We start from the raw sequence: 16354 nt of genomic DNA, 5'->3' as shown, positions 1-16354 counted from the left end.
TTTAGCCTGGCCGGTATCGATCAGGGTGCCGGGCGCAGCATTTCTATATGGGGTATGCCGTCCTCCTCGTAGGGAGCAGATACCTGCTCGAAACCAAACTCTGCATAAAACCGGCTGAGGTGCTCCTGAGCGGAAATACGAATAGCCGTTTTGGGATACTCGTCCAGAGTATGTTGGACAGCCCGGCACATCAGTGCTTTGCCGAGTCCGGCAGCGCGGCTGGATTCCGTGGTGAGTACCCGCCCGATGGCGGGTTCGCGATACTTCTTGCCCGGAAACAAGACGCGCAGGTAGGCCATAAGTTGTGGGGTCTTGTGGTTGCTGTCCCAGCAGGTCAGATGCCAGGCGTACTGGTCTTTGCCATCGGCATCCTGGTAGGGGCAGTTCTGTTCTACGGTAAAGACCTGCTGGCGGGCCCGCAGTATTTCATAGAGCTGGTCGATTGAGAGTTCACTAAAGCTGCACCATTGCCACTGCATCTTGTTTCACCCTGAGTTTTGGGGTTGTTTTGTGTAAAGGCCGCGCTGGAACTGTGGGCCGCGCTGAGCGTTCTGTCGCTCATGGCGGGACCAGGTCGCGTAGCCCCGGACGCTTTGGTCGACAAACTGAATGCTGGCTTTCACAAAACGTACAAGGGTGGATTTTAAAATTCCCTGCATGGCCCAAGCAGGGATTCCGGCTCTGGCCGAAGGAAGGATGAATATTGACTGGTTGCGTTGCCTGAATCGAAGCGGTGCTTGCGCCAGTCGAAGAGGGTGGACATCGCATTAATCAGCAATTGTGGTATTGTTCTTGCGGGCGAAACTGCCGTGTTTCAGATAGTGGAGAACCTGTGCAATGACTCTTCTGTCTTTCATCATAAATACGTGGGTAACCGGCATTTCCAGGTGGTCATTCATCCCCTCGAGCCTGGTACTGGAGACCGAGACTTTACCGTCATCTGTGTCTGGAATCAGCTGAGATAGTATCAGGTTGATACTGCGGGTGCCGGCGATGATGCCCACATCGAACTCTGCCCGCCCCAGTTTGTTGGGAACACTCAGGGCACCGGTGCCGAGCTGCAAGCCGGCATCGCCAAAGACAAACTGAAAGCCCGGGAAATGGCCGAGTTTGTCTACCACTTCACTGCCGCTATTGGGTGGTCCCAGCATAACCACACGGCTCAGGTTTTCAATCCCCGCCTGACTCAGGTACTGACGGACAAGAATCCCGCCCAAGGAGTGGGTGACAAAATTGACTTCGCCTTGATCGGCACAGGTAGCCAGTGCCGGGGTGATGGCTTTTCCGGCCAACTCCTCAATGGGAAATTTTGTGGAGGGATAGTTCACATTGACGGTTTTGTAGCCTGCGGCACTGATCGCCTGCTCCAATCTGGTCATGGAGGCATCGGACTTGGCCAGGCCATGCAAAAGAATCACGCAGGCAGAATGGGCGCTCACCGATAGTGTGCCCAAGGAAATCGCCAGGGCGACAATCATTTTCTTCATCGGCTTCCTTTCAGTTGTGCGAGTTTCAGGGGCAGTATGCTGTCCCCCCGGGAAAATGCCAAGCGCGCCAATGAGCAGCCCAACCCGGCTGGTAGAGGACTAGCGGCATTGCCGAAGTACTTCCGCCATCTGCTCGGGCCTATCGGGGGTGATTACCAGGGTTTTTGTGCGAAAACGCAGTACCACGGCGGTATCATGATTGGTGGCAAAAGCCCTGTAGCGCCCCAGTGTCTTGTTCTGAAAGAGGCCGATATAGCCAAACAGTCCCCCATTGCCAAATATGCGCACCGATCCTTGCATCGCGGAGGGACTTGCCTGGGCTTCGGTCAAACCGTCCAGGGGAATGGCGGTTTTCCAACCGGGACGGAGAATCAGCAGGGTGTTGTCCCGGAGAGTGTAGCCGCGGATGGCAAACAGGGCGCAGAACAGCAGTATGGCGAGCGGCAGGGCAATGGCGATGCTATAGAGGGGGGAGGGAGATTCCGGAGTTTTTAGCGTCAGGATAAGGGGGATCGCCAGTAGCAAAGCCGTGCTCAGCGCAGTGATCAATTTGAGCTGACGGCTCCAGGGCGCTTGAAAAACAGCGGATTGCATAGAGGTTTTTTTGGAAGATGGCTGGCTTAGGTATCGCAATCATAGTGTTGTTCAACCCCCCTTGGCAAAAGCATTCTGTCACGGCACGGGGAGTGGGGGGGGTTGCCGGTGTTGCTTGCCTCCCGGCTGGACAGGGGGTTACAGAGGCGTAATACAGTATGCACAGTGATAGTGGTGGTGAATCTATGAGTACTGCAGGTATGGATAAGGCGCCTCTTTCCGCACTGGTGGTGGAAGGGGGTGCTATGCGGGGCATCTTTGCGGCCGGGGCGCTGGATGCCTTTATTGAGGCGGATTACCGGCCCTTTGATTTTGCCATCGGTGTCTCCGCGGGCTCCACCAACCTGATTGGCTACCTGGCGGGGGACCACGGTCGCAGCCGCAGGATTTTGTTGGATCACGCGCGACGGGTGGATTTTATCGACTGGCGCCGTTATTTACGGGGCGGTCACTTCTGTGATATCAGCTGGTTGTGGCACGCTTCTTACAAGGATGAGCCCCTCAATATCCAGCGCTATACAGAAAATGCGGTGCCACTTTATGCAGTGACTACCAGTATCGCCAGCGGCCGGGCCTGCTATGTGCGCGTAACGCCGCACAATATGCATGAGGTGTTTCCCGCATCCTGCGCTATTCCGGTCGTGTACCGGAATTTCCCCCCGGTAAATGGTGAACCGATGACTGACGGGGGCCTGGCGGATTCTATCCCGGTTATTTGGGCTTACCGGCAAGGTGCCCGTGATATAACCGTTGTGCTGTCGCGTCCACGGGGATATCGGAAGCGAGTCGGGCCCGCGCCAAAATTTATCAAGCAGTTTTTCCATGACCACGCGCGCCTGTTTGAAACGGTGCTGGATCGGGGGGGAAGATACAACCGGGCCCTGGACTTCATTGAATCTCCCCCAGAAGATTGCCGCATCTCGGTGATAGCGCCTCCGGAACATTTTCCGGTAAAACGCTTTACCCAGGAGGCCGATCTGCTGGAGAAAGGATATGCGTGTGGCAGGGCACTGGGGTGGAAATTCTTGCGTGACGCGATAGGAATAGACCCCCCGGTATCCGCAGCTGAGTAAATCCAATAAAAATGGCATAAACCGGCAAGGGACTCTGCTATTCGGATCTGCAGCGGCGTTATCCGCTTGGTTTGACGGCTCCTTGCCGCTTGGAGATAGGTAGTGTTTGTAGGACTGGTGGATATTCGATTGGCTGGGGTGGGTGATGGGGAAGCACTGTCTGATTTTTATCTCAGAAATGCGGATCACCTGCGGCGGTGGGAACCCACCAGAAGCGGTGCATATCACACAATCCCGGTCTGGTAGCGGCGACTGCAGGCTTGGCAGAGTGAGTTTCTGCAAGGGCGATCTATCCACTTTCTGGGTATTCTACCGGGCGCTTCCAGGGTTATTGCCGTCTGCTCTCTGACCAATATTATTCGGGGGCCGTTTCAGGCGTGCAACATGGGTTATGGGGTAGACCAACACTATGAGGGACGGGGCGTGATGAAAACACTGTGTGGCCATGTAGTGGCCTATGCCTTCGATGTATTGAAACTAAACCGGGTGATGGCTAACTACATGCCCGATAACCATCGCTCCGCAGCACTTTTGCGCAACCTGGATTTTACGATCGAAGGCACTGCAAAACGCTATTTGTTGATTAATGGCTGCTGGGAGGACCATGTGCTCAGCGCAAGGATCAATATCAAAAAGGATTGATCCGGGGTATTTCGTACAGTTGAAACTTTCTCACCCCACCTTTGCCCTGCTATTGCTAGAAGATCAGGAACCTATTGGGTTGCTTAAGGTTGTTTCAATGGGTCTTTATGCGCGCTGGTCAAACGGCTGGTTTAAAAGAAAACCACTGCGCCTACCCCACCGAAAACGATAAGATCTGGCTGATTTCATTCAAGCTGCGGTTGGACTGCGCCTGCCAGATATCAACCGCCTGCTGCAGGGCGGCCCAGTCTTTTTTCGATGAGGGAGACTTTTCCACGACGCCTTCCCGAACCAAAGCCCGTACCGTGTCACTGGCAAAAATCAGAGTATCCACCCCCATTCGGCGCAGAAACACCTGGGCAGTTTTCCCCCCCAGTCTGTCGCCTCCCCTCCTCAGTAGTTTCAGGTTTTGCACATAGTTACCGGCATTCCAACTGGCAAAGTAGTTTCCCAGGCTGCCATGGGTGTGGGACAGGTGCCAAAAGAAATCCGCATTTTTTTGAATGGATCGGGTCTTTTTCCAATGCCGTACCATCCCCTTCTGGTGCATCAGGTTATCGAGGGCCTCCTCAGACAGATAGCGACAAAAAGACAAATCAAAACCGTGAAAAACCGGCTCAATGCCCGGCCATTTCTTCTCTATAACGTTCCAGCTGAACCCCGCCTGAAATACGGCTTTGGCGGCTGCAGATAGCCACTGGCTGTTTGGGATAAGCATTAGGTATTGTGGCAGTTTGGGCTTGACAAGCCTGGCTTCGAGATTGCCTTCACCACCAAACCGGTCGATCACCGGTGCTGTAATATCGTTGAAATTTCGCATACAGATCCATTCCCTTTACTTCAACCCCCCTATTGTTCACAGGGGGAACTGGTTGGGCAACAAATTAGGCATTGCATACTTGGGTTGATCATTATTCTTGGCATTCCCAGCACAACTGCGCAGGCTTGCCAGGCTTTTGGGTTCGAGCCGGCAATAGCCTGTGCTCCATCTGCCCGGCAGTTTGTTTGGGTGCCGGGTCAAAAAGTGTACCGTCGCCGCTTTCCCGGGTTCTTTCGAGGGTCGCAGTGGCTGGCAGTTGCGACAGCGCGGTTTTCAGGCAGGGCTTGCCCCATCCGGGGTAGGGCGCATTCCGTTTTAGGCTCCTGTGAGAGCCTGGGGCAATGATCCCTAAAATTGACCACTTTCCTCATTGAAGCGGGTAGGCTACCCTTTTCCTCGCTGGTTATTATTGATTCAGCGGCCCCTGGTTATTGGGTGATTAATGTATCTGGGTATGTCTCTGATCTGGAAGGGGTGGCCGGGGAAATCTTCAGAAATTTAAATATGCAGGTTTTCAGTGAAAACGCTACTAATAACGAAGCAGGGCTATGAAGCGCTCAAAGAAGAACTCGATGCGCTCTGGCGCGTAGAACGCCCCGATGTCACAAAGCGGGTTACCTGGGCCGCCAGCCTGGGAGATCGCAGTGAGAATGCGGACTATCAGTACAATAAAAAACGTCTGCGGGAGATTGATCGTCGTGTCCGCTATCTGCGAAAGCGCATAGAGACGCTCAAGGTTGTCGAGTACAGCCGCGAACAGGAAGGCAAAGTCTTCTTTGGTGCCTGGGTGGAGGTAGAGGATGATGAGGGTGCGGTGCTGAAGTTTCGCATCGTGGGGTATGACGAGATCTTTAGCCGTAAAGACTACATATCCGTCGACTCCCCCATGGCCAGGGCGCTTTTGAACAAGGCGGTGGGTGATGAGGCCGAGGTGGTGACAGATGCCGGGGTCAAGATTTGGTCTATCAATTTGATCGAGTATAAACAATAGCTTTCAACGCACGACTTTCAGCCTGGAAACCCACTGGGTTTCCAGGCAACTACAGGTCCCCATCCCGGTCATGCAATTTCCCTTATTGCCAGGGGGCATCTAAGCAAGATTCTCAATATCAATACCTGGACCGGGTTCTGCCAGTGGAAAGCCAAAAATACGGCTGTAAAATTCCAGTTCCCCCTCCAGAGCCATCTCAATGCTGTCTCCACTGCGAAAACCGTGGCCCTCGTTGGCAAAGGTGACCAGGGATACCGGAATCCTGCGGAGCTTCAATGCCTGCGCCATGGTTTCGGCCTGGTTGGGCGGTACCACCTTGTCCTCTATACCCTGAAAGAAGATCACCGGACAGCGCAACTTTTCCACGTGGTAGATCGGCGAGCGTTCACGGTAAACGGCTTCTGCTGCGGGCCAGGGGCCGACCAGTTTGTCCAGATAGCGGGATTCAAACTTGTGGGTGTCCTTGGCCAGGCTGCTCAATTCGCCGATGCCATAGTGGCTGGCGCCGGCTTTGAAGGTATCTTGGAAAGTCAGGGCGGCGAGCACGGTATAGCCGCCGGCACTGCCGCCTTTGATCAAGAGCCGCTCCGGGTCTGCCAGGCCCTGGGAAACCAAATAGCGCGCTCCGGCGCAAACCTCTTCCACATCGTAGAGCCCCCACTTGTGTGCGAGGCGGTCACGATACCTGCGTCCGTAGCCAGTGCTGCCGGAGTAATTGACATCCAAAATGGCAAAGCCGCGGCTGGTCCAGTACTGTACTTTTAAGTTGAGACCGGCAGAGGTGGCGCCGGTTGGGCCACCGTGGCTGAAGACAATGAGCGGGGGCTTTTCAGTCTCCGGAGCGCAAAACTGCGGGTTGTGTGGTGGGTAATAAAAGCCGTATACCGCCCGGCCATCCACGGTAAAGGCAACTTCACGGGCACAGGAAAAGAGGTTGGCTGGTAAATCATGGCTGTTACTCTTGGCAACCACTCGGAGGGCTTGGTTGGCGCGGTTAAACGCGACTACGGCGGGAAACCGGTCTGAGCCGGCGGCAATCATCACAGCTTTGCCGTTTTCGCAGCGCAGGCTTTCGATATCGCAATAGGGTTGTTGAATGGTTTGATGCACACCGGTCAGAGTATTGATCTGCGCCAGGTGCCAACGGCCGGCCTCTGTATAGGTGCAAAGAATGTCCTCGATACCGATAAAGCCGTAAGTGGACATGCCGAACGTCCACTGGGGTGTGGCGAACTCTGCTTTTTTTTCCCACAGAGGCGTGTCGGAACCCAGACGGTAGAGGTTCCACCAGTTGTTGCGATCTGAAACATAGAAGAGTTCCCCTTTTGGTGACCACTGAGGCTGGAAAATCGACTCGTTTTCCCCACCAGCAACTTGCATGACTTCGCTGATTTCCCCTTTATCGTCCATTGCGGCAATACACAACTCGGTGGCATCCCAGGGGAGGTCGGGGTGGTGCCAGCGCAGAAAACTCAATTTGTTGCCCTCGGCATTCAGGGCCGGGCTGGAGTAAAAGTCCGCCCCTTCCAGCAAAACCCTTGGTGTGCGGGGCAGAGGTTTGTCCAGGTCGATTGCGACAATGCGTGCACGGGCTTCCACACCTTCACTGCGGTCGCAATGGTCCTCCTCCACAAAAATAAGGCGGTTGCGTTTTTCGTCGAGCACCAGGTCCGCATAGCGGCAATCCCGCCTGGGGGTAATGGCCTCGGGCTGGGCACCGCTCAACGGCATGCGGTAGAGACACTGGTCCTCGGCAAGCACAAAAAACAGGGTATCTCTCTGCACCAGATAGCTGCCGCCGCCATACTCGTGGGCTTTGGAGCGGATGCCCAAGGGGGCCGAAATCAGGTCCCGCCGCCCCTGTTGCGAGCAGTATTCAACCAGCACATTGCGACCCTGCTCGGCCGGGCGGGATTCCAGCCAGTAATAGCGCCCCTTGTACAAACTGGTTTCCGACAGACGCACGCTGGCTTTGGCAATGAGCTTGGCACTGATTGCGGATTTCCAGCTGCCGTAGGGGGCGGTTTTCGTCACAGGGGCCTCAATCATTGGGCTTTCACTTCCTTAGCGGTTTTCGGGCATTCTGCAGGGCGGGTAGCGTGGTTACAAGGTGTCTTTTTCTGGCGCTTGCCCTGTGCTAGGCTGCTGTACCCAAGCAAGCGCTTGGTCTCTGTTGCCGGCCTGTCTGTACGCATTCGCTGGAACCGGTTTAGAGATATTGGCCTTCCAGAGGGCCTTAATAGAACATTCAGGAGAGCCGCGATGTCCGATGAAGTGGTTATTACCTGTGCCCTGACCGGGGTGCTCACCAATCCTCAGCAACATCCGGTACCGGTAACACCGGAGGAAATGGCGAACTCTGCCCGTGAAGCCTATGATGCCGGGGCCTCGGTTATGCACGTGCACTTTCGCAACCAGGAGCCCGGCAAAGGGCACCTGCCCAGTTGGGACCCGCAAGTAGCGCTGGAAATTGCCGCTGCGATTCGGGAAAAATGTCCGGGCGTTATTCTGAATTTTTCCACCGGTACCATTGGGCGCGACCAACACGGTCCACTGGCATGTGTGCGCGCCGGCAAACCGGAGATCGCCGCTTGCAATGCCGGCAGTCTCAACTATCTGAAGGTGCGCGCCAACGGGACTTGGGCCTGGTCTCCGATGGTGTTCGACAACCCCGTAGACAAAGTGGCGGAGCTGCTTGAGGTTTGTGCTGGAGTGGGCACACGGCCGGAGTTTGAGTGTTTCGACCTGGGCATAGTGCGCTCAGTTGGCATGTATGCGGATGTGGGCATGGTGGACAAGCCCAATTACAACCTGGTGATGGGGGTGGCCTCAGGAATGCCCGCTGATCCTGAGCTATTGGCATTGATGCCCAAATATATGAAGCCCGGCAGTCTTTGGCAAAGTACAGTGATTGGACGGGACGAAATCTGGCCGGTGCATCGCAAGACGGCCGAACTGGGTGGACATTTGCGCACGGGGGTTGAGGATACGTTTTATCTGCCGGGCGGGGATCGTTCCAGCGGCAATGGCCAGTTGATTGAAGCCCTGGTAGCGGTGGCAGAAGAGTGTGGGCGCAAGGTAGTATCCCCGCAAAGGGCCCGGGATATTTTTTGTTAGCGATTTCCGGTGCCGGCCTCTGCGAGCCATACATGTCCTTGAAATAGAACTATTGTGGCATTCGGGGCGTTGGCCCATAAGCAGTTTGGATTATTGGCCAGCCACTCTGTATTGGGAAGTTTAATCGATGCATCCTGGCTTTTCGTCGTCATCACAATCCCTTTTATGGCTCGACAATAGGGAAGTTTCCCTTGGGTGTATCAAACAGGGAAATAAATTTCAAGAAATCCAGTTTGCTGCCTTGAAGGCGAATATCTTCAGATCCCAGTATCTCACTGAGCCCAGCGCGGCCCACCAGCAGATCAATAAACAGTGGATGTGTAATGGATAACCGGGCATTGGTCCCGGCAGGGATTTCACCGCTGCGATAGTGTAAGACTGAATTGCGTAGCTGCAGGGTAAACGTCTGGCCGATATCGGTAAAATGGATACCAATCACCAACTCCAGATCTTCGGCGTCCTCGGCTTTCAGCCTGACGCTCAAAGCCTGCATAAAGTGTTCAACCGGGGTCTCCCGCAATAGCTCGATCGCATCATTCATATTCACCCCCTGCCTGGGGGGGCCGTTCAGTAATTCATGGGATGCTGTCAGATAAGCATCCCGCCAGGGAGCGGACTCTGCCTGATAGGCCAATTGTTGATAAGCATCGGCCAGAAGTTGTTTTGCCTCTACATGTGAGGGTTCGGCAAAGATGACGTGGTTCAGCACTTCCGCGACCCAGCGATACTCCCCTTTGGCAAAGGAATCCCTGGCTTTCTTTACTACAGCATCAGCGCCGCCCATATATTCCAGGTATTTCCTGCCAGCCAGTGAAGGGGGCAGTGGATTCAGGTTGGCAGGATTGCCGTCATACCAGCCAAAATAATACTGGTACACGGCCTTGCTGTTGTGGCTGAGGGTACCGTAGTAACCGCGATTATAAAAGACGGAAGACAGTGAGCTTGGGATACGAATCTTTTCCGCAATTTCTTTTGGGGTGCTGCCCTGGTTGGCATAACGCAGGGTTTGATCGTGAATAAAGCGGTAAAGATCGGCCTGCTTGGTTAAGAATGCCTGAATATGGTCCCTGCCCCAGATTGGCCAGTGGTGACTGCCAAAATAAATGTCGGCCTGAGAAAACTGGGTTCGGGCATTTTCTATGGCCTTGCTCCAACTTAAGGCATTGCGCACCTTCGCGCCACGTAGAGTATATAAATTGTGCTGGGTTCTTGAAACCACCTCAGCACCGCAAAAGGCGTTTTTGGCTGGCAGATAAAACATAAGTTCGGCAGGCGCTTCACTGCCGGGTGCATTCTGGAAAATAAATTCCACGCCATCGATCGTTTCATGCTGTCTCAACTGATCAATCGTTATCGTGGGTGTTAAAATACTGGTGCTGCCAAATATGGGTTCTTTACCAAGCCCTGAATCAATATGGCCGGTCACCGAGCGCGGCAGTCGCTTTCCATACATAAACATGGCGCGCCGGGTCATCGCTGGACCGGTGACAATATTTTCACTGGTCGCCGCCTCCATAAAACCTTCGGGCGCAACAACCACGATATTGCCCATTTCAAGATCGGCAGGCGGTACCACGCCCATTGCACCGCCGAAATGGTCGATATGGCTGTGGGTAAAAATAATGCCGGTGATGGGTTTGTCTCCCAACTGGGCTTGCGCAAACCGCAAGGCGCTGCCGGCGGTTTCGATTGTGGTTAAAGGGTCAACCAGTATCCAGCCTGTATCCCCCTCAATAATTGTCATATTGGCCAGATCAAACCCGCGCAGTTGGTACACGCCGTCAGTCACTCTGAACAAACCGCGAATATTGTTCAAGGCGGCCTGTCGCCAAAGGCTCGGATTGACGGTTGCCGGTGCTTTTCCCTGAATAAAACCATAGGCGGATGGTTCCCAAAGGATGCGCCCCTGATCGTGTTCAATACTATCCAGGGGCGCTTCGGCAATCAGGCCCCGTGTGGCTTGTTCAAACTCTGCCGAGGAGGACAAATCCAATTCAGGGGCAAACTGTTGGTTGTATTCCTGGGTTGCGATGCTGGCCTCACTGGCCTGATCAATAACCCCTGCGGTATCCCGCTGGCAGGCGCCTAGCAAAAACAGAACCAGACCGAAAAAACAGTTGCGGGTATTCAAAGGTGCGCTCCCACTTTTATTGGAGAAGTGTTAATTGTACACACTCCAATCTGATTGTTGAATGAAGCCGCTACGCGGCAAAATTTAACTCCTCCAACATAAAGAGAATTCCCCTACGTACTCACCCCAGCGCACGACAACTAGAGGAATATCTTTATGAATAAAGCACAGCAGAAACGACTCGATTCACTGTACCGAAAATATCTTAGCGTACGCAAACGTCAGGGCAAAGCTGAATTGACCATTGACCTTTACAGCCGCGCCAGCGAATATTTTGACAACCCAACCTACACCCTCTCCCAAGAGCAGCTTAAGGGTTATTCCGAGTCCCTCATCAGCTCCCACTTCTGGTCAACGGTAAAGGTGGATCGTAATGGCCTGCAGCTTCTTTACAAGCATGTGCTTAAGCGCGGCTGGCAGTGGGTGGATATTATCAAACCGCCTCAAGAGAAAAACCTCCCCAATGTGCTAATTGCCAAAGATCTGGAGTGGTTGATCAACAGTGCCCACGAGCGGCGTTACCATAACTTCATTCTCACCTGCTTCAGCATGGGTTTGCGCTTAGGGAAACCCATAGCATTCGCGTGGCCGATATCGACAGCGAACGAGGCCTTCTGCATGTGCGCCATGCGAAAGGCAAGAAAGGCCGCTTCGTCTTCCTGCCCAAGATGGCACTGCAGGCACTACGCACGTACTGGGCAACCCATCGAAACCCCACCTTGCTCTTTCCTCTCGGAGGCACACAGAAGTCTTTCAAAGCCATTGTCAGAGACGTTGGCATTCAGTTGAAGAAATCATCGGGGACTTAAAACACCGCAATGATCATAAGGGTCCTTAGAGCAGGCTCGATTGCATGACACCAATACCCATTAAAATTGGTCTGATTGGAATCAATAGCTGACGGGATGGTACTCGCGCATGGGTGAGTACAGTTGCCTAAGCTCATTCAGTTAGTCAGTAAGAAAAAAAGTAACATTGGTTACCACCCTTACATCCTTTTCTATTTTCCTGGTATCACCATAGTTTTCACCCACGTCCCGTATAACAAACCCGCCCTGTCGTGCACTCCTAATCCCACCGACCTCAACGCCAGCGTTTGTGGCAAATTCATTTGCGGCGATCCTGGCATTTGTGGTTGCCTCTTTCAGCATCTCGGGTTTGATTTTATTCAATTGGGTAAAATGGTAGGCTGGCGGATTATTTTTGATGTCAAGTCCTTGAGCGATGAGTGTATTTAAATTGGACCTGACCTCAGACACCAATCGGACTTTTTGGGTTTCGACTGTAATTTCACCTACCAGTAGATGTTCCTCTTCAACCAGTTTCTGGTCTTCATTCCGGAATTCTTTTTTCAGGTAGTTTATTATGCCTGGCTGAATTTCCTGGTCAGTAAATCCATTGCTTTTCAGTAAAGAGATAATTTTGCTCTGGTCGGCTTTGGAATCGTCATACAATGCGGGAATTTCTGCTTTGCTTTCCCCGGTCACGGTATATTGTATTGACCAATAGGCGGTATCTGCTTCAACGCGCCTCTCTGCAAGTCCTTTGACTTCAGCAGTATTTAAGGCGATTTTTGATTTGTACAGGGTCTGGCTGACAAAATATCCTGCGGCAGTGATCCCGGTGGCCAAAAGAAATGCCGCAAAGATGATGTTGGCTTTGTTATTGTTGTTCATGCTGCATTCCGTGTTTATCAATTGTCCAGATTATTGGTGACGGTAGTTCGAAACTGTAATATTGTCCAAATTTTATTTCAAGGCAAACTTGAGGCCAACCTTCAGAAACACTATATCTCACTCATTCAAAGCTTGGACTTTGGTACATATTTTATCCCTGACATGCATCCTGAGAATGGAAGTGGCCTGTAACAAATTTAACTCGAAGCAATCAAGAAGATTTGCATATTGGGCTACGCAGTTGACTCTGAAGTGTGCAAGAATGCCCTGTGGTATAAAGCGCTCCGTGTCTTTTGACAAAACTGTCTTCCAAGACGTCAGAATTACCGATAGAAATCAAGGGATTTCAATTTGTAGTTACTGTTTCAATAGCGCCAATACAGCTTGTGGAATCACAGCTATTCTCAAAGGATGTGCATAAGGTCAGCCCCAGCTCCAGAGCAAAAGCTATTTCATCGTCCTAATTGCCCTATTATCTGGCTTTAAATATGCTTATCTTGAGATTCACCTGTAGGTGCAAATCAACAACCAGAGATACCAATTGGTACAATCATGCGAGAGCAGATAAGACAAACGACGGCGGTCGGGAAAATTGCCAATGCAGTTATGGCTGTAAGGCTCGGGCTTTGGGAAAAATAAATCGAAAGGCTGGTATGAGCAGAAGCAGGGGAACCCCTCAGAACCATCCCCTCCACTGGGCCGGCAGTGCTACTGACAGGGTTGGTTTCCCTCTCCCGGAGGCGCGTTCTATAGAGGCCAGCAAACTCATCAGGCAGAACAGTACCAAAAACTGTGAATTGGGCAAAGACCTCTGAATCTATTCTCCAAAGCATGAAGGCCGGTCATCACGGATACTGTGACCTCGGGGCGTTGCAAAGCCCGGATTAGGGGAGCGGAGCTACAAACCGGGCTCCCTCCAGAGTGAGCAGGTGTGCCTTCAGAGGCAGGCCGCCGGCATAGCCTGTGAGACTGCCATCGGCCCCGATCACCCGGTGACAGGGAATCACCACCGCCACAGGGTTGGCGCCATTGGCGCGCGCTACAGCGCGGATGGCGCGCGGTTGCCCCAGATGCTGTGCTTGCTGGGTATAGCTGCGGGTTTCACCATAGGGAATTGCCAGCAGTACCTCCCATACCCGGCGCTGGAATGCGGTACCGCGGGGTGCCAGGGGCAGGTGGAAGTCCTGTCGCTTTGCCGCCAGATACTCCCGCAGCTGTTGCGCGGCCCGGTCGGTCAATGCCGTGGCACCGGGTTGCCAATCCGCAGCCAGGCACAGTGGGCGTGCTTTGTTGTGAAACTGCAGTGCAACAATACCGTCTTCGCCGGCGGCGATGTCTACTTCTCCCAGTGCGGTGGTGTAACGCTGGTAATGGATCATCTTGGCTCTCCCGATTTCAATGACTGCCACAGCAACAGGGCGCCGTAGGCGCGCCAGGGTCGCCAGTGCTCGGCCCTTGCCAGGGCCGCTTTGGGCGTTGCTTTTTCATTGGCGCTGCCCAACGCCTGCAAAATACCCAGGTCCGAAGCGGGAAAGGCGTCGGGCATGGACAGGCCGCGCATGGCAATATACTGCGCTGTCCAGTCACCGATGCCCGGTAGTGCAGTTACCTGCGTACACCAGGAATCCAGGGAGGGCTGGGTAAAATCGATGCGCCCATCGCGGGTCGCCGCCACAAACCCACGCAGTGTTTTTGTGCGGCTGCGGGTCAGGCCCAGGCCGGCAAAGTCCGCCTGCGCCAGTTGCTCTGCAGTGGGAAACAGGGTGTGTTTTGTGCCGGCGTCATCCACAAAAGTGGTCCCGTAGCGGGCGACAAGGCGCCCGGCGATGGTGGTGGCTGCGGCGACGCTGATCTGTTGCCCCAAAATCGCCCGCAGGGCAGTCTCAAAGGGGTCCCAGGCGCCGGGCAGGCGCAGGCCCGGTGCCATTTCCAACTGGTGGGCCAGCAGGGGGTCGCGGCTTAACACCGCTGCAATTGCAGCGCTGTCCGCATCCAGGTCAAACAGGCGGCGCAGGCGCTGGTTGAGCAGGTACAGACCGGTAGCGCCCCCCTGGCTGCTGATTTCCACCAGCAGGCGGTGATGCTCCGGCTCGTGGGCCACGCGCAGTACACCGCGGTAGCGGTCGAGTTCAAAACTGCGCTGGTAAATCCCATCTTCCACCCGCTCCACTCCAGCGAGGGCGCGGACGCCGAGAAAGGCCAGTATCTGTGGCCAGTGCAGTGGTGGGCGATAATCAAGAGACAGCTGCAACCGTGTAGGTGCGCCCTTTGCCATTCCGTCGGCACTGCCCGCTCTGCGTACTTCAGACGGGGTGCGTTGGTAGAGCTGCTTAAATACCCCATTAAAACGGCGCAGGCTGTTAAAGCCCGAGGCAAAGGCGATCTCGGCAATCGCCAGAGGGGTGTCGCGCAATAGCCGGAAGGCAAACAGCGCGCGCTCAGTCTGCCATACCGCCAGGGGGCTCACCCCCAGGTGCTCGGCGAATAAACGGCGCAGGTAGCGGCTGCTGATACCGAGGCGTTCCGCGAGCCTTTCCACGGACTGGGGTTCGCGCTCACTGCGCATTAACTTCAGCGCCCGCTGCACCGTGGTGGAGACCAGCCCCCAGGCCGGGCTGCCCGGTGCGCAATCCGGTCGGCAGCGCAGGCAGGGCCTGAAACCGGCGTTTGCCGCTTCCGCTGCGGTGGCAAAATAGGTGACATTACGTTCCAGTGGGGACCGCGCCGGACAGATGGGGCGGCAGAAAATCCCGGTGGTTTTTACCGCGGTGAAAAAGCGCCCGTCGAAGCGCCGGTCGCGCGCCAGGCGCGCTCTGGTGCAAATTGCTGTATCGATTTTCATCGACCCCTCCCGTTTCAGCCTCCCAGTGTATGGCGATGGCAGGGTATGGACTAGTCAAAAACGGTACTGACGGTGCCATCGATGCCCACACAGGGAGTTGGATTTTATGAAGCTGGGCCTGTCAACGGCTGGCGGGCGTGTGGAGTAGGGGGGCTGCGTCGCGAAAAAATGCCAGCCTGTGTGCGGGGGACCGGCGTGGAATCTGCTGCAGCAAGCGCCCGGACGCCATATTGCGGGGTCCGTGGGACCGCGGCGAGGGCTTTGTTCAGGGGCTGGGGCTGTCCTTACAGATCGAACAGGACACTTTTGGCCACGCCAATGATTTTGCCGTTGCGGTTCATTTGAATGGGTACATAGGCGGGATTGAGGGATTTCAAATACTGATTGGGCCCATCGATAACCAGCTTTTTCAGGGTGACTTTTTTGTCGCCGGGCAGCCTGGCGGCCACAATGGAGCCGTTCTCGCAGTCGCAGTCCGGGTCCACGACCACGATGTACCCCTCCGGGATGGAGAGGCCATTGGGTGCGGTCATGGCGTCCCCTTCAACCTTGAGGGCAAACGCGCGCGGGCCGACGCGGGTGGTGGTGGGAATCTGCTCTCCGTCTGCCCAGGCAGTGCCACTCTCAAAAGCCTCTGCCCAGGTAACGGCTTTCACTGGCGAAATCAGTGGTACCCGACGACAGATTTCACGGGCGGTGGCATCGCTGGTATAGGTGAGTGGGGTTTCCTGGATGAGGTTGCCCGGCGGTGGTTTGCCGCTGTCGGTGAAATATGCCACGGACTTTCCCAGAGCCTTGGCGAGTGCCCCCAAAGTTTCCGCGCGGGCATCGACCTCGGCTCGCAGTATGCGACCGATGGTGGTCTGGCCAACGCCGCTGCGCTTTCCTAGCGCCGCCTGGGTGGAGAGGCTGGGGCTGTTTCTCATGGCCTGGTCGAGCCTGGCGGCGATCCGTTTTCTCAGCTGATGTTTCATTCCCGCA

15 protein-coding genes are annotated in these 16354 nt (G+C 54.7%); 5 read left to right on the top strand and 10 right to left on the bottom strand.

Annotated features, from left to right (window positions below; translation table 11 throughout):
- Positions 1-20: 20 nt before the first annotated feature.
- The 3 genes from Q1A48_RS07070 to Q1A48_RS07060 form a co-directional block, all read right to left on the bottom strand.
- Positions 21-479, bottom strand: a complete 459-nt coding sequence (locus tag Q1A48_RS07070; protein WP_299942823.1) for a GNAT family N-acetyltransferase — start codon at positions 477-479, stop codon at positions 21-23.
- A 288-nt stretch (positions 480-767) separates the two neighbouring features.
- On the bottom strand, positions 768-1487 hold the full coding sequence (locus tag Q1A48_RS07065) for an alpha/beta hydrolase (protein ID WP_299942822.1): 720 nt from the start codon (positions 1485-1487) through the stop codon (positions 768-770).
- 99 nt (positions 1488-1586) lie between these two features.
- Positions 1587-2081: a PH domain-containing protein gene (locus tag Q1A48_RS07060; RefSeq protein WP_299942820.1), complete on the bottom strand. Its 495-nt coding sequence runs from the start codon at positions 2079-2081 to the stop codon at positions 1587-1589.
- Between the two features lie 185 nt (positions 2082-2266).
- Here Q1A48_RS07060 and Q1A48_RS07055 point away from each other — a divergent pair, with 185 nt between their 5' ends.
- A complete protein-coding gene (locus tag Q1A48_RS07055; protein WP_299942818.1) occupies positions 2267-3154 on the top strand; it encodes a patatin family protein in 888 nt (295 codons plus the stop codon).
- A 252-nt stretch (positions 3155-3406) separates the two neighbouring features.
- Positions 3407-3796 carry a GNAT family N-acetyltransferase gene (locus Q1A48_RS07050; RefSeq protein ID WP_299942923.1) on the top strand — a complete coding sequence of 130 codons (390 nt, stop codon included), beginning with the start codon at positions 3407-3409 and terminating at the stop codon, positions 3794-3796.
- Positions 3797-3947: 151 nt separating this feature from the next.
- Here Q1A48_RS07050 and Q1A48_RS07045 read toward each other — a convergent pair whose 3' ends face one another.
- Positions 3948-4616, bottom strand: a complete 669-nt coding sequence (locus Q1A48_RS07045; RefSeq protein WP_299942816.1) for a DNA-3-methyladenine glycosylase I — start codon at positions 4614-4616, stop codon at positions 3948-3950.
- A 517-nt stretch (positions 4617-5133) separates the two neighbouring features.
- Between Q1A48_RS07045 and greB the strand changes: the two genes are divergently transcribed.
- Positions 5134-5607 carry a transcription elongation factor GreB gene (greB, locus tag Q1A48_RS07040; protein ID WP_299942814.1) on the top strand — a complete coding sequence of 158 codons (474 nt, stop codon included), beginning with the start codon at positions 5134-5136 and terminating at the stop codon, positions 5605-5607.
- A 99-nt stretch (positions 5608-5706) separates the two neighbouring features.
- On the opposite strand, the gene Q1A48_RS07035 is transcribed toward greB, so the two are convergent.
- Positions 5707-7656, bottom strand: a complete 1950-nt coding sequence (locus Q1A48_RS07035) for a S9 family peptidase (RefSeq protein WP_299942812.1) — start codon at positions 7654-7656, stop codon at positions 5707-5709.
- A 213-nt stretch (positions 7657-7869) separates the two neighbouring features.
- Between Q1A48_RS07035 and Q1A48_RS07030 the strand changes: the two genes are divergently transcribed.
- Positions 7870-8724: a 3-keto-5-aminohexanoate cleavage protein gene (locus Q1A48_RS07030; RefSeq protein ID WP_299942810.1), complete on the top strand. Its 855-nt coding sequence runs from the start codon at positions 7870-7872 to the stop codon at positions 8722-8724.
- Positions 8725-8887: 163 nt separating this feature from the next.
- Here Q1A48_RS07030 and Q1A48_RS07025 read toward each other — a convergent pair whose 3' ends face one another.
- Complete coding sequence (locus Q1A48_RS07025; RefSeq protein ID WP_299942808.1) at positions 8888-10855, bottom strand: alkyl sulfatase dimerization domain-containing protein; 1968 nt, start codon at positions 10853-10855, stop codon at positions 8888-8890.
- 156 nt (positions 10856-11011) lie between these two features.
- Between Q1A48_RS07025 and Q1A48_RS07020 the strand changes: the two genes are divergently transcribed.
- Positions 11012-11644, top strand: coding sequence for a hypothetical protein (locus Q1A48_RS07020; protein ID WP_299942807.1), 633 nt, complete (start codon positions 11012-11014; stop codon positions 11642-11644).
- A 161-nt stretch (positions 11645-11805) separates the two neighbouring features.
- Here Q1A48_RS07020 and Q1A48_RS07015 read toward each other — a convergent pair whose 3' ends face one another.
- From Q1A48_RS07015 to Q1A48_RS07000, 4 genes are all read right to left on the bottom strand, one after another.
- Positions 11806-12531 carry an SIMPL domain-containing protein gene (locus tag Q1A48_RS07015; protein ID WP_299942805.1) on the bottom strand — a complete coding sequence of 242 codons (726 nt, stop codon included), beginning with the start codon at positions 12529-12531 and terminating at the stop codon, positions 11806-11808.
- A gap of 884 nt (positions 12532-13415) precedes the next feature.
- Positions 13416-13910, bottom strand: a complete 495-nt coding sequence (locus tag Q1A48_RS07010; RefSeq protein ID WP_299942803.1) for a methylated-DNA--[protein]-cysteine S-methyltransferase — start codon at positions 13908-13910, stop codon at positions 13416-13418.
- Complete coding sequence (locus tag Q1A48_RS07005) at positions 13907-15373, bottom strand: DNA-3-methyladenine glycosylase 2 (protein ID WP_299942801.1); 1467 nt, start codon at positions 15371-15373, stop codon at positions 13907-13909. The genes Q1A48_RS07010 and Q1A48_RS07005 overlap by 4 nt, the downstream gene beginning before the upstream one ends.
- A gap of 284 nt (positions 15374-15657) precedes the next feature.
- On the bottom strand, positions 15658-16347 hold the full coding sequence (locus tag Q1A48_RS07000) for a S24 family peptidase (RefSeq protein WP_299942799.1): 690 nt from the start codon (positions 16345-16347) through the stop codon (positions 15658-15660).
- Between the last annotated feature and the right edge of the window lie 7 nt (positions 16348-16354).

The sequence above is a fragment of the uncultured Microbulbifer sp. genome (assembly GCF_947489355.1).
In the GTDB taxonomy this organism is placed as follows: domain Bacteria; phylum Pseudomonadota; class Gammaproteobacteria; order Pseudomonadales; family Cellvibrionaceae; genus Microbulbifer.
Note: the sequence above shows the minus strand (reverse complement) of the source record. Positions and strands in the feature narration are given on the sequence as shown.